The following is a 12,978-nucleotide window of genomic DNA, read 5'->3' as shown; positions in this document are numbered from 1 at the left end:
TCACCTGCTGCTGGGTCGCCTGTAGTAGGGTTTTAAATACAGAGAGAAATCAATGTTCACTATCGAAGCAGAAGTACGTAACGTGCAGGGTAAGGGTGCGAGCCGCCGCCTGCGTACCGCAAACAAGTTCCCGGCTATCGTTTACGGTGGCGAAGCTGCTCCAGTTGCTATTGAACTGGATCACGACAAAGTATGGAACATGCAGAACAAAGCTGAATTCTACAGCGAAGTTCTGACCATCGTTGTTGACGGTAAAGAAGAAAAAGTGAAAGTTCAGGCTGTTCAGCGTCACGCGTTCAAGCCAAAACTGACTCACATCGACTTCGTTCGCGCGTAATCGCAAACCTGTCGAGAAAAACCCCGCGTTTGCGGGGTTTTTTTATGGCTGTTACTTACCGCCTGAAGTGCGACGCTGAAGCTGGTCGCGCAGATTCGGCGGTGTGCCTTTAATGGTCAGCGTGTCGGTGGCCGGGTCCCAGAAGATACGTTCCCCGAGCAGCATGGCATCAAAGTTAATGGTTAACCCACCGCCGCTACCGGCAAATTTCGTCAGCTGACGCAGCGTACTGCGATCCGCCGGGAAGCTCTCTTCCAGCTCATAGCCTTTTTCCGCAGTAAATTCCTGGAAGCTGACTTCGCTGACGCCTGCCAGCTCTTTGGACAGCGACTCCAGCTCAATCTCTTCTCCAGCCTGTAGCTGCTCGTTGCAGTAGCTGTAAACCTGCTGACGCACGGTCTGACGCTCAGATTTATCAAGCTGCGCCTCAGCCGTAAAGTCATCCACCGCCTGGAGGAGACCTTTGTTCTGCGCTTTGGCATTCAGCCCTTCGCTGGCGCCGAGGAAGTCCATAAAGAAATCCGCCACTTTGCGGCCCACGCGGCCTTTAAGGAAGGTCAGATAGCGCGTTGATTCCGGGTTGGTTTCCCATTCGGTTAAATCGATACGCGCCACAATATCCGCATGGTTGATATCCAGGTAGTGCGTTGAGCTGATATCCAGCTGCTCGTTCACGCGCATACTGCTTAAGTTATTCAGCACGGTGACCAGCAGATACTCTACCGCCAGATAGCGGTAGTGGCAGAACAGGACGATACCGCCATCGGCGAAGGGATATTTCGCCAGCTCGTCACGCAGACGGCCAGTAGCAGCGCGGCTGAATGCCAGGAAATCCTCTTCGCCCTGACGTTGCAGGCGCAGGCTATCCGCCAGTTCGCTCTCTTCGCTGAACAAGCCATAGGCTTTATTTTTCGCGCTGTAGACGCGATGCAACTCCGCCATCATCTCGACAACGGTAGGCGTTGGTTCCAGTAACGAATCGCGCAGCACCACTTCAAGGGTTTGCTCATCACGCTTGATAAGCTGGTGCAAGGCAATCTGGTTGATTTCCAGACTCATGATAAACTCTCCTTTTAGACCGGGCGGTATTCAACCACCACCAACGCATGTGTGCAACAGAAGATAAAAAAGGGGAAAAAAAGCTGTTGCTACGGTAATATGTCGCCCTTCTCTCAACAAACTGATTTTGATTTATGCCACAACATTCCCGCTACAGTGACGAACACGTTGAACAATTGCTCAGTGAGCTGGTCAACGTACTGGAAAAACATAAAACGCCAACCGATCTCTCCCTGATGGTTTTGGGAAATATGGTTACCAACCTGATCAATACCAGCGTTGCTCCGGCTCAGCGTCAGGCGATCGCCAAATCTTTCGCCCAGGCTTTGCAGTCCTCCGTTAGCGACGACCAGGCACACTAAGGGAAACGAACAACAGTTTATGGTGACGAATCGTCAGCGCTACCGTGAAAAAGTCTCCCAGATGGTCAGCTGGGGGCACTGGTTTGCCCTGTTCAACATTCTGTTGGCGATGGTGCTCGGCTGCCGTTATCTGTTTGTGGCGGACTGGCCAACCACGTTAACCGGGCGCATCTACTCGTGGATGAGTCTTGTTGGTCACTTTAGCTTTCTGGTCTTCGCCACCTATCTGCTGATCCTGTTCCCACTGACGTTTATCGTCATGTCGCAGCGGCTGATGCGCTTCCTGTCCGCCATTCTTGCGACGGCGGGCATGACGCTGTTGCTGATCGACAGCGAAGTCTTTACCCGGTTCCACCTGCACCTGAATCCTGTCGTCTGGGAGCTGGTGATTAACCCGGATCAGAACGAGACCGCGCGCGACTGGCAGCTGATGTTTATCAGCGTGCCGATTATCCTGCTGATCGAAATGCTGTTCGCCACGTGGAGCTGGCAAAAACTCCGCAGTCTGACCCGACGCCGCCATTATGCGAAGCCCGTCGCGGCGCTCTTTTTCGCCTCATTTATCGGTTCGCACCTGATGTATATCTGGGCAGATGCGAACTTCTACCGCCCGATTACCATGCAGCGCGCGAACCTGCCGCTCTCCTATCCGATGACGGCGCGTCGTTTCCTCGAAAAACACGGCCTGCTGGACGCGCAGGAGTATCAGCGTCGTCTGGTCGAACAGGGTAATCCGGAAGCGGTCAGCGTGCAGTATCCCCTGAGCGATCTGAAATATCGCGACATGGGCCGCGGTCAGAACGTGCTGCTGATTACCGTCGACGGCCTGAACTATTCCCGCTATGAGAAGCAGATGCCAGCGCTGGCTGAATTCGCTGAGAACAACATCGTATTCACTCAGCATATGAGCTCCGGTAATTCGACCGACGCGGGTATTTTCGGCCTGTTCTATGGCATTTCACCGAGCTATATGGACGGCGTGCTGTCGGCCCGTATTCCGGCGGCATTGATTACCGGGCTTAATCAGCAGGGCTACCAGCTGGGGCTGTTCGCCTCTGATGGTTTCAACAGCTCGCTGTACCGCCAGGCGCTGCTGTCTGATTTCTCACTGCCCGCCGCGCAGAGCCAGTCTGACGATCGGACCGCTGACCAGTGGATAGACTGGCTGAAGCGCTATGCGCAGGAAGATAACCGCTGGTTCTCCTGGGTTGCGTTTAACGGCACAACGCTTGATGACAGCAATCAGAAAGGCTTCGCGCGCCGCTATAGCCGTGCGGCGGGCGATGTCGATGCGCAGATCGGCCGCGTGCTGACCGCCCTGCGCGACGCGGGCAAGCTGGATAATACGGTCGTGATTATCACGGCGGGGCATGGCGTGCCGCTCGGCGACGAGGCGAAGGGCATGGAGTGGTCGCGTCCGAACCTGCATGTTCCCCTGGTGATCCACTGGCCGGGCACTCCCGCGCAGCGCATCAACATGCTCACCGACCATAAAGACGTCATGACCACGTTAATGCAACGGCTGCTGCACGTCAGCACACCGGCAATTGAGTACTCGCAGGGACAAGACCTCTTTAGCGCCACGCGGCGTCATAACTGGGTCACGGCTGCTGGCGGAAACACGCTGGTGGTGACCACGCCGACGTTGTCCCTGGTGCTGAACAGCAATGGCAATTACCAGACGTATAACCTCGAAGGTGAGAAGCTGAAAGACCAGAAGCCGCAGCTCAGTTTGCTGTTGCAGGTGCTGACAGACGAGAAGCGCTTTATCGCTAACTGATTATTTATGAATCAGTTAGCGTTGCTTGCCCCTTGCATTCAAAAAGGAATCAAGTAGTATTCCTTTTATGCGTCGGCACGTAGCGCAGCCTGGTAGCGCACCGTCATGGGGTGTCGGGGGTCGGAGGTTCAAATCCTCTCGTGCCGACCAAAACTACACAAAAAAACCAGCCGCTTATGGCTGGTTTTTTATTGCCTGTCTCCGCATGCGCAATGCTTAGTGTTTTTCACGCCCACCGAGAAAGAAAATCCCCAGCGGAATCGCCAGCAGGACGGTAAACACCAGGCTGTAAACAAAGATCATCGCCGATTGCAGGACAAACATGCTGGTTGTCCAGGCAGAGAGCGGGATGTTGTACTGCTCAATCACACCGACAATGGTTGCTCGCCCCACGCATGCAGCAGCAATCATAAACACAACCAGTAACGCCAGCAGGAACTTGCGACCTTCAGGTGTCTTCAGTTTTTCCCGTACCATCTCCCCTCCCTTTACAGATGAATAACAATAATTAACGCGTAAAATAACACGATTGCCGCATCGACTCCAACACAGCATTAAACACCAATAAATGAACATAAAAGCAGTGCATTACTCCGTTTAAAATGAAAATATGAGTAAATTGCGCCAACTATTCACGTGCTATATGTTAGTCTTTCCAGGATCGTTTTAACAAAAAGGAATGACAGTGAAAAACGCACCTAAATTTGCCATCGCCCTCATCGCCGCTGCGTGCGCCAGCACCAGTGCTTTCGCCAGCGAAACCCAGAAAGAGCAGCCGCTGGAAAAAGTTGCTCCGTATCCGCAAGCGGACAAAGGGATGAAGCGCCAGGTTATTCAGCTCCCGGCTCAGCAGGATGAAGCAAATTTCAAAGTTGAGCTGTTAATCGGCCAGACGCTGGAAGTGGACTGCAACCAGCATCGCCTGGGCGGCCAGCTGGAAAGCAAAACGCTGGAAGGCTGGGGCTATGACTACTATGTCTTCGACAAAGTAACCTCGCCAGTCTCCACCATGATGGCGTGTCCGGACGGCAAGAAAGAGAAGAAATTTATTACCGCGTATCTGGGTGATAACAGTCTGCTGCGCTATAACAGCAAGCTGCCGATCGTCGTATACACGCCGGAAAACGTGGATGTGAAATATCGCGTATGGAAGGCTGATGAGACGGTAGGACAAGCGGTAGTTCGTTAAAAATAAGTCGGGTGGCGCTCTCGCTTACCCGACCTGGAAAGGGTGCGGTCTGGTGCCCTCACCCCAACCCTCTCCCACCGGGGAGAGGGAGAAAACACTAAAAACGGTAACAGATGTTACCGTTTTGCGTTTACCTTACAGCGCGATATCCGCTACCGGCTTGCTTTCCGCCTGAGGCTTCAGCTCTGCCTTAGGCGCAGCATCCGCAGCCTGCGGTTTGACGTATTGCAGTTGCAGAACGCGGCTGGTGTATTCCAGCTCTTGTTCCGTGGCTTCAACGTTACCGTTCAGCTTCGTACCGTAGGATGGAATAATGGTTTTCAGCTTCGCCTGCCATTCCGGGCTGGATACTTTGTCCTTAAACACTTTTTCCATCAGGTGCAGCATGATTGGCGCAGCGGTAGACGCCCCCGGAGATGCCCCCAGCAGCGCGGCAATGGTGCCATCCTTATCGCTTACCACTTCGGTACCCAGACGCAGCACGCCGCCCTCTTTCGGATCGCGTTTGATGATCTGCACGCGCTGACCCGCCTGCCACAGACGCCAGTCTTCTTTCTTCGCCTGCGGATAGTACTCTTTCAGCGCCTCGAAGCGCTCTTCATCAGAGAGCATCACCTGGCTAATCAGGTATTTCACCAGATCGAAGTTATCCAGCCCCACGTCCATCATTGGCTTGACGTTTGACGTCGTGGTCGCGCTCAGCAGATCCCACAGGGAACCGTTTTTCAGGAATTTGGTGGAGAATGTGGCGAACGGCCCGAACAGCACTACGCGCTTACCGTCCAGCATGCGGGTGTCGATATGCGGAACGGACATCGGTGGTGCGCCCACAGAGGCCTGACCGTACACTTTAGCCAGATGACGGTTAACCACTTCCGGGTTTTCCGACACCAGGAACTGGCCGCCGACCGGGAAGCCCGCGTAGTCGTCCGCTTCCGGAATACCGGACTCCTGCAACAGTTTCAGCGCCGCGCCGCCCGCACCGATAAACACGAACTTCGCCTTAATCACATGCTCGGCTTCGTTGTTTTTCAGATCGGCAACGGTCACGCTCCAGCTGTTATCCGCGTTGCGCTTGAAACCACGCACTTCGGAGCTGAGTTGCAGGTTAAAGTTCTCTTTTTTCTTCAGAGAGGACACCAGCTGACGGGTGATTTCACCGTAGTTAACGTCAGTACCAATTTCAGTGCGGGTCGCCGCTACTTTCTGGTTCGGATCGCGGCCTTCCATGACCAGCGGCGCCCACTCTTTGATTTGAGTGTGATCTTCAGAGTATTTCATCCCGCGGAAAAGCGTGCTCTGTTGCAGGGCAGCGTAGCGCGCGCGCAGGAAGTTGACGTTTTGATCGCCCCACACAAAGCTCATGTGCGGTACGGTGTTGATGAAGGAGTGCGGATTGTGCAACACACCGCTGTTCACCTGGTGAGACCAGAACTGACGTGAGATCTGGAACGCTTCGTTGATCTCTACCGCCTTCTCGATACTAATGGAACCGTCCTTTTTCTGCGGCGTATAGTTCAGTTCCATGAGTGCCGAGTGCCCCGTCCCGGCGTTGTTCCAGCCGTTAGAGCTTTCCTGTGCCACGCCATCAAGGCGCTCGACCATGGTCATGGACCAGTTCGGCTCTAATTCCTGAAGATACGTTCCCAGCGTGGCGCTCATGATGCCGCCACCAATTAAAAGGACATCCGTTTCCTGCTCTTTTGGTGCGTCAGCCTTCGCCGCCAGCGAGACGGCGTTCAGCCCCACGGCCAGAGAAAAGAGCACGGCAGTCATTTTTTTCATCATTTATGCCTTAGTTGAATAGTGCTTGATGCGTGGAAATTACAGGTGAAACACGCTGCGGTGGCACGGTAGCAACTTTTAAATATTGTTTAAAGGTTACGAAATTATTGTAATTGTGAAATTTAATGATGGATTGTTTGTAGGGTTTTGGCAGACAGGCTGGCACCCGACGATTTTCCTGGCTATCATGCTGCACTTTGTGATCGCGCGCACGGAAGCCTGCCCCTACCAGCGAATTGTTATGTCATTACCCCACTCGTCTGTACCTCAAGAAGGCCATGTCGCCACTGTTTTACGTTCGCCTCACCGTCTGATGCGCGAAACCCTGGCCGGTGTGATTACCGCGCTGGCGCTGATCCCGGAAGTGATTTCGTTTTCCGTGGTCGCGGGCGTGGATCCGAAAGTGAGCCTTATCGCCTCCGTGGTGCTCTGTTTCGCCCTTTCCCTGCTCGGCGGGCGTCCGGCCATGGTGACGGCGGCGGCAGGTTCCGTCGCGCTGGTGATTGGCCCGATGGTCCATCAACACGGCGTGCAGTACATTCTGCCCGCGGTGGTAATGGCAGGTATGATTCAGATCCTGTTCGGCGCACTGGGTATGGCGCGGCTGATGCGCTTTATTCCCCAGTCGGTGATGACCGGGTTTGTTAACGCCCTTGGCATTTTGATTTTCTTTGCCCAGGTGCCCCATTTCTGGAGCCGAAGCCCGCTGATTGTGGGCCTGTTCGTGCTGACACTGCTGATTGTGCTGTGGGTGCCACGCTATATCAAAAGCGTGCCCTCCCCGCTGATTGCCATTGTGCTGCTGACTTTGTTCACCGTCACCAGCGGGCAAATCCTGCCGACGGTGGGGGATGAAGGTTCCATGGGCGGCGGTTTGCCGGGCTTTACGCAACTGCTGGTGCCGCTCAGTCTGGAAACCCTGAGCATCATCTGGCCGTGCGCGCTCAGTATCGCTTTCGTTGGCCTGCTGGAATCCTTGTTGACGGCAAAACTGGTGGACGAGCTGACTGCTACCCCCTCCAGTAAGCGCCGCGAGAGCATCGGGCTGGGCGTGGGCAATATTATGGCCGGGTTCTACGGCGGCATTGCGGGCTGCGCGATGATTGGGCAGACCATCGTTAACGTGGAGATGGGGAAAGGCAGAAGCCGTATCTCCACCCTTGCGGCGGGCATCGTACTGCTGGTGCTGGTTACGGCGCTCAGCGAGGTGATGGCCAAAATTCCGATGGCGGTACTGGCGGGAATTATGGCCATTGTGGCCGTCAAGACCTTTAGCTGGCATAGCGTTCAGCCCGGAACGCTGAAAAACGCGCCGGTGGCTGAAACCGTCGTGATGCTGGTGACGGTTGTGGCAACGGTTTTCACCGGCAACCTGGCAATTGGCGTGCTGGGCGGGATTATGATGATGTTCATCCTCCCTGCCCGACTTAAGCAAAAAGCGCTGGCTACAGAAGAAAAATCGTCGCCAGTCCAAGAAAAATAAAGAAACCGCCGGTATCGGTAATGGCGGTGATCATCACGCTCGACCCCACCGCGGGGTCACGCCCCAGCCGGGTCATGGTCAACGGGATAATCACGCCCATCATCGCCGCCACCAGCAGATTCAGCACCATCGCCAGCATCATGACCCCGCCCAGCGCCATATCATCATACAGCCACCAGGTAATGCCGCCCATGATGCCGCCCCAGACCAGGCCGTTAATCAGCGCGACGCCCATCTCCCTGAAAATCAGCCACGAGAAATTACCCGGCTGAATGTTTTCCAGCGCCAGGGCGCGAACGATCATGGTGATAGTCTGGTTGCCGGTGTTCCCGCCGATCCCCGCCACAATCGGCATCAGCGACGCCAGGGCCACCAGCTGGGAAATGGTATGTTCGAAGCCGTCAATAACGCGGGACGCCACGAACGCGGTGCATAAATTGATGGCGAGCCACGCCCAGCGCGTTTTGACGGCCTTGCCGACGGAGGCATGAACGTCATCTTCGGCACTGATCCCGCCAAGGGCACGCAGGTCGTTATCGGTCTCTTCATAGACCACGTCAACGATCTCATCGATGGTCAGACGCCCCATCAGCTTGCCCACCGAATCCACCACCGCCGCGCTCACCAGGTCATCACGTTCGAAGGTACGCGCCGCTTTTTCGGCATCGTCTTCCGGCGAGAAGACCATCGGCTCGGTTTCCATGACCTCACTCACCCGCTGCTGGGTGCTGTTCAGCAGGATCGTTTTCAGCTCCAGCTCCCCGAGCAGAGTTTTATCCCGCGAGGTGACGAACAGTTTATCGGTGTTGTCCGGCATACTGCCCAAGCGACGAAGATAGCGCTGCACCGTACCCAGGGTGACGTCCGGGCGCACGGTGATGACGCCAAACTCCATGATCGCGCCGACGCTGTTTTTCTCGTAGTGCATCACCTGACGCACGCGCGCCCGCTCTTCAGCAGGCAGGGAAGCCAGCAGGCGTCCGGTCAGGTTGCGCGGAAGATGCTGAACGAGGTAAATCTGCTCATCGATATCCAGCGTTTGCAGGGCGTCAAGGATGTCCCGGTCGCTCATCTCATCGATAAGGTCATCCCAGACGTTTTCCGAGGCTTCAAGCAATACCTGACCGCGCTCGTGATCCTGCACCAGCCGCCACAGGGCGTGGCGCTCTTCGGAAGGCAATGCCTCCAGGGTGTCCGCCAGGTCCGGGGGCGGTAAATGTGCAACCAGCGCACCTACCTCAGCAATATCGTCGGCCAGCGTGCCGACATCATATTGCTCAGCCAGGGTTAGCTTACCCAATAACGTTGACGTGACCGCTTTATCGGTCGTCAGGAGCCAGATGAGCCGCGCACGCTCCTGGTCACGCTGCCTGGCGCTGTTTTTCTTTAATACCGACATCAATCATAAATCCATTAAATGAGTTGGCGTTAAGCATAGCGCGGGGATATGTAAATAAGAATAAACGGCGGGTCGGGATGGAGAAAAAAACGGCATATATGAAAAATTAGTGTGCCGGGCGCCACCCGGCACAATTGCAATCAGGCCGTACGCGCCACCGCGTCCCGTGACGCCGCATCGCGCTCATCGCCGGTCAGCTCGCTCAGCTTGCCGTCGCGCATCTCCAGCAGACGGTCGGCGTGAATGAAGTAGTGATCGTCATGGCTGATGGCAAAAATGGTTTTCCCCATCGCCTGCATCAGCGGCAGCAGGACCTGATAAAACTCGCGACGGAAGTGCGGGTCCTGATCGGCGGCCCACTCATCCAGCAGGATGATGTCACGCTCCTCGGCCAGGGCCAGCAGCAGCGCCACGCGTTTCTTCTGCCCTTTCGACAGCTTGAGATTCAGGATTTTGCCATCCTGAAGCTCCAGCTTGTGCGACATTTGCAGGTGCGCAAGCCACTTTTCCACCAGCGCCGGATCCGCCTGCTGCCCTTCCGGTCCCAGCAGCCGGTCGAACAGCCAGACGTCGGTAAATACCGCCGAGAAGAGCTTGCGGTAGTCCTCCGGTTTCTCCGCGCTCAGCGCTTTACCATCCAGCAAAATTTCACCCGCCTGCGGCTGGTAGAGGCCCGTCAGCAGCATCGCCAGCGTAGATTTGCCGCTGCCGTTGCCGCCGATAAGGAACAGCAGTTCGCCGCGATGAATGGTCAGGTTTATCGGCCCTACGGAGAAGGCGTTATCCTGATAGCGGAAGGTAACGTTACGCAGCTCCAGCGTTTGCCAGTTCGGGAAGGCCTGCGGGCGCGGGAACTCAGCCTTAAACGGCGCAAGGTCGAATTTCTTCAGCTTGTTGAAGGCCACCTGAGCGCTCAGCAGCGTCGGCAGTGCGCCAACGGCCGACAGCAGCGGCGTGCGTAAAAACAGCAGCGTCAGGGAGTAGGTTGCCGCCACATTGGTATCCGCCCACCCCAGGCTGTTCGCCATCCAGAACACCAGGCCAATCGCGCCCAGCATCATGATGTTGGACCAGTTCACGGCGCTCAGGTGGAACGTATCGGCGCGGATAATGTGATGACGATATTCGTGCGCATCCGGGATATAAAGATGGTTGAAGATATGCTCGGCACGCTCGCGGTTCAGCGTCAGCTCTTTGCGCCCTTCCAGCACCGTCTGATAATCGTTATAGAGCTTGTCTTCCGTTTCGCGCAGCACTGCCATGTGCTTATAGACGCGTGATACCAGCAGGAACCCGCCCCAGATGGTAATAACAATCCACAGCGCCGTTACCGCCAGCATTTTGCTGGAGAGCCAGGCGAGATAGGCTGCCGAGCCAAATGTCAGGATGATCCCCTGCACCAGCTCCGGCAGGCGCACAAAGGCGATGGTAATGGCGCGCACATCGCTGGTCAGCCCCGCCAGCAGAGAGGCACTTCCCAGCTGTTCGATGCGTTCCACCTGAGTATCAAGGATCCGTTTGATGAACTCACTGCGCAGACGGAAAACGAAATGGTGGCCGAGGGCGGTCAGCGCCAGCTGTGACCCGAGCGTGACTGCCATCAGCAGCAGCAGTAAACCCAGAAATTCCGGCAGGACTGAGAGTGACGTGTCGACCATTTCGATCAAACGCACGTTAATGAAGGCAATCAGGCCGATCCCCAGCGCCGCGCTGGCAAGGCTTAACGCCATCACCGCGATAAAAGGCCAGCGATACTGCCGCCAGACAAGAAGAAGTAGTTGCATGCAGAGCAATCCGGACAAGAAAAATCAGCCAGCAGTGTAAACTGCCTTTCACACACATCAAGAATAATTCTTATTTTTATTCTCTGTATGCCGCCTGACGGAACGTGAGGTTGTAGCGAAATGCCCCCGCCACCGGGTGATCGCCAGGTTTAAGCGGCTGAATACCGTGGTAAAAAAGCCGTGATTCACCGCCCCAGACCACCACATCACCATGCTCCAGCATCAGCCGTTTGAGCGGGTCGTTGCGCCGCAGGCCGCCAAACTGAAAGACAGCGGGCAGCCCAAGGGATACCGAGACAATCGGCGCGCGCAGGTCTGGCTCGTCCTTATCCTGATGCAAGGAGAGCTTTGCCCCAACGGCATAGCGGTTGATAAGACAGGCATCGGGTCGAAAATCAGGATAGCCGGCCGCCACGGCGGCGTCATGACACAGCGCCTGAAACGCCTCCGGCATCGGCGGCCACGGCTGATCCGTCAGCGGATCGTTCGCGGCATATACATAGCCCCGCTCATTCGTCGCCCATCCCAGTTCGCCGCAGTTGGTCATCGCCACGGACATGGTATACCCGCCCGGCGTAACCATATGGCGAAACGGTGAACAAGCGGTAACGGCATCAATACCGTCGAACAGCGCCGCCGCGCGGGAAAGCGCGAAGCGTCTCAGGATCGTCGCCCCCGGCGCGAGCGGCTCGTGCCAGGGTTCAGCATCAGCAAAAAGATCGAGCATTATCCCTCCGGGTTGTTCGCCTCACGTTTCAACAATAGCATCTTACGCGCTGCGCCCCAGCGATAACCCGACAGCGCACCGTCGTTACGCACCACGCGGTGACAGGGGATGACTATCGCCAGTTTGTTGGCACCGCAGGCCCCCGCCACGGCACGTACGGCATTGGGTTTACCAATGGCCTTCGCCACCTGCTGATAGCTTGCCGTTTCACCGCAGGGGATATCCCGCAGCGCCTGCCAGACCTGCTGCTGGAAGGCGGTACCACGGATATCCAGCGGCAGCATCAGCGGCGTCGCGCGGCTGTCGACAGAGGCAATAACCTGCCGAACACGCCCGGCAAACGCGCCTTCCATCGGTTCACGGACGGCAAGCGGAAACAGTGACAGCAGCTCAGCCGTCAGCCCGGCGTCGTCATCACCCAGCAGTATTGCGCAGATCCCGCGCTCGCTTTCCGCCACCAGACAGCGGCCCAGCGAGCAGTCACTGATGGCATAGCGGACCGCAGCCTCTCCGTTGCGGTACTGTTTTGCCGTCATGCCCAGCGCGCCGTTGGCTTTACGGTAGTAGCTGCTGCCGTCCGGAAAGCCAGCGGCCAGTACGGCGTCGGTGATTTTACCGCCCTGTGCAAGCAGGGTGCGCAGGCGTTGTTCACGCGCGGCCTGCTGCCATGCTTTCGGCGTCATGCCGGTGACGGATTTAAACAAGCGGTGGAAATGGAACGGACTCATGGCAACCTGCTGCGCCAGTGCCTCCAGGTTCAGCGCGGCATCCTGTTCAAGCAGTCGACAGGCCAGCGCAATGTTGGCCTTTTTCTGCGCCATAGGGTCGACCTGGTCCGGCCTACAGCGCTTACAGGGGCGGAAACCCGCCTGCGCGGCCTGGTGAGCATCAGGATAAAAGCAGACATTTTTACGCAGCGCGTGGCGGGCGCGGCAGGACGGACGACAATAAATGCCGGTCGTCTGCACGGCAAAGACAAACTGGTTATCCGCACGCGGATCGCGGGCCAGTACGGCCTGCCAGCGATCCTCATCGGTAAGATAGGTTGTGTTTTTCATTATCGGCTCCTCTTA

At 56.4% G+C, this 12,978-nt stretch carries 12 protein-coding genes and 1 tRNA gene; 6 read left to right on the top strand and 7 right to left on the bottom strand.

Annotation, left to right across the window (positions count from 1 at the left end):
* The first annotated feature begins 52 nt into the window (after nucleotides 1–52).
* The gene (gene rplY, locus ACWKXX_RS07075) at nucleotides 53–337 is read left to right on the top strand and encodes a 50S ribosomal protein L25 (RefSeq protein WP_015572298.1); all 285 of its coding nucleotides are present in this window, start codon (nucleotides 53–55) and stop codon (nucleotides 335–337) included.
* A 51-nt stretch (nucleotides 338–388) separates the two neighbouring features.
* Here the strand turns inward: rplY and yejK are convergent, their stop codons facing one another.
* The gene (yejK, locus tag ACWKXX_RS07070; RefSeq protein ID WP_017693031.1) at nucleotides 389–1,396 is read right to left on the bottom strand and encodes a nucleoid-associated protein YejK; all 1,008 of its coding nucleotides are present in this window, start codon (nucleotides 1,394–1,396) and stop codon (nucleotides 389–391) included.
* Nucleotides 1,397–1,530: 134 nt separating this feature from the next.
* On the opposite strand from yejK, the gene ACWKXX_RS07065 reads away from it, so the two are divergent.
* The 3 genes from ACWKXX_RS07065 to ACWKXX_RS07055 all read left to right on the top strand — a co-directional run bounded on the left by ACWKXX_RS07065 (nucleotide 1,531) and on the right by ACWKXX_RS07055 (nucleotide 3,688).
* Nucleotides 1,531–1,758, top strand: coding sequence for a YejL family protein (locus ACWKXX_RS07065; protein WP_001135586.1), 228 nt, complete (start codon nucleotides 1,531–1,533; stop codon nucleotides 1,756–1,758).
* Nucleotides 1,759–1,777: 19 nt separating this feature from the next.
* Nucleotides 1,778–3,538, top strand: a complete 1,761-nt coding sequence (gene yejM, locus ACWKXX_RS07060) for an LPS biosynthesis-modulating metalloenzyme YejM (RefSeq protein ID WP_017383404.1) — start codon at nucleotides 1,778–1,780, stop codon at nucleotides 3,536–3,538.
* Nucleotides 3,539–3,611: 73 nt separating this feature from the next.
* A tRNA-Pro gene (locus ACWKXX_RS07055) sits at nucleotides 3,612–3,688 on the top strand.
* A gap of 66 nt (nucleotides 3,689–3,754) precedes the next feature.
* Here the strand turns inward: ACWKXX_RS07055 and ACWKXX_RS07050 are convergent.
* Nucleotides 3,755–4,015: a DUF2534 family protein gene (locus ACWKXX_RS07050; protein WP_006811332.1), complete on the bottom strand. Its 261-nt coding sequence runs from the start codon at nucleotides 4,013–4,015 to the stop codon at nucleotides 3,755–3,757.
* 202 nt (nucleotides 4,016–4,217) lie between these two features.
* On the opposite strand from ACWKXX_RS07050, the gene eco reads away from it, so the two are divergent.
* The gene (gene eco, locus ACWKXX_RS07045; protein ID WP_032648923.1) at nucleotides 4,218–4,727 is read left to right on the top strand and encodes a serine protease inhibitor ecotin; all 510 of its coding nucleotides are present in this window, start codon (nucleotides 4,218–4,220) and stop codon (nucleotides 4,725–4,727) included.
* Nucleotides 4,728–4,862: 135 nt separating this feature from the next.
* Here eco and mqo read toward each other — a convergent pair whose 3' ends face one another.
* Nucleotides 4,863–6,512 (bottom strand): malate dehydrogenase (quinone), encoded by a 1,650-nt coding sequence (gene mqo, locus ACWKXX_RS07040; RefSeq protein ID WP_261666503.1) that lies wholly within the window; start codon nucleotides 6,510–6,512, stop codon nucleotides 4,863–4,865.
* A gap of 187 nt (nucleotides 6,513–6,699) precedes the next feature.
* On the opposite strand from mqo, the gene ACWKXX_RS07035 reads away from it, so the two are divergent.
* On the top strand, nucleotides 6,700–7,995 hold the full coding sequence (locus ACWKXX_RS07035; protein ID WP_261666502.1) for a SulP family inorganic anion transporter: 1,296 nt from the start codon (nucleotides 6,700–6,702) through the stop codon (nucleotides 7,993–7,995).
* On the opposite strand, the gene mgtE is transcribed toward ACWKXX_RS07035, so the two are convergent.
* From mgtE to ada, 4 genes are all read right to left on the bottom strand, one after another.
* Nucleotides 7,958–9,394: a magnesium transporter gene (gene mgtE, locus ACWKXX_RS07030; RefSeq protein ID WP_006811337.1), complete on the bottom strand. Its 1,437-nt coding sequence runs from the start codon at nucleotides 9,392–9,394 to the stop codon at nucleotides 7,958–7,960. The genes ACWKXX_RS07035 and mgtE overlap by 38 nt on opposite strands.
* Nucleotides 9,395–9,534: 140 nt before the next feature.
* Nucleotides 9,535–11,178, bottom strand: coding sequence for a multidrug ABC transporter permease/ATP-binding protein (locus tag ACWKXX_RS07025; RefSeq protein WP_017383408.1), 1,644 nt, complete (start codon nucleotides 11,176–11,178; stop codon nucleotides 9,535–9,537).
* 76 nt (nucleotides 11,179–11,254) lie between these two features.
* Nucleotides 11,255–11,905: a DNA oxidative demethylase AlkB gene (gene alkB / locus ACWKXX_RS07020; protein WP_003859395.1), complete on the bottom strand. Its 651-nt coding sequence runs from the start codon at nucleotides 11,903–11,905 to the stop codon at nucleotides 11,255–11,257.
* Nucleotides 11,905–12,963 (bottom strand): bifunctional DNA-binding transcriptional regulator/O6-methylguanine-DNA methyltransferase Ada, encoded by a 1,059-nt coding sequence (gene ada / locus ACWKXX_RS07015; RefSeq protein ID WP_032619314.1) that lies wholly within the window; start codon nucleotides 12,961–12,963, stop codon nucleotides 11,905–11,907. Before ada ends, alkB begins: the two co-directional genes overlap by 1 nt.
* Between the last annotated feature and the right edge of the window lie 15 nt (nucleotides 12,964–12,978).

The sequence above is a fragment of the Enterobacter sp. UPMP2061 genome (assembly GCF_053709615.1).
Note: the sequence above shows the minus strand (reverse complement) of the source record. Positions and strands in the feature narration are given on the sequence as shown.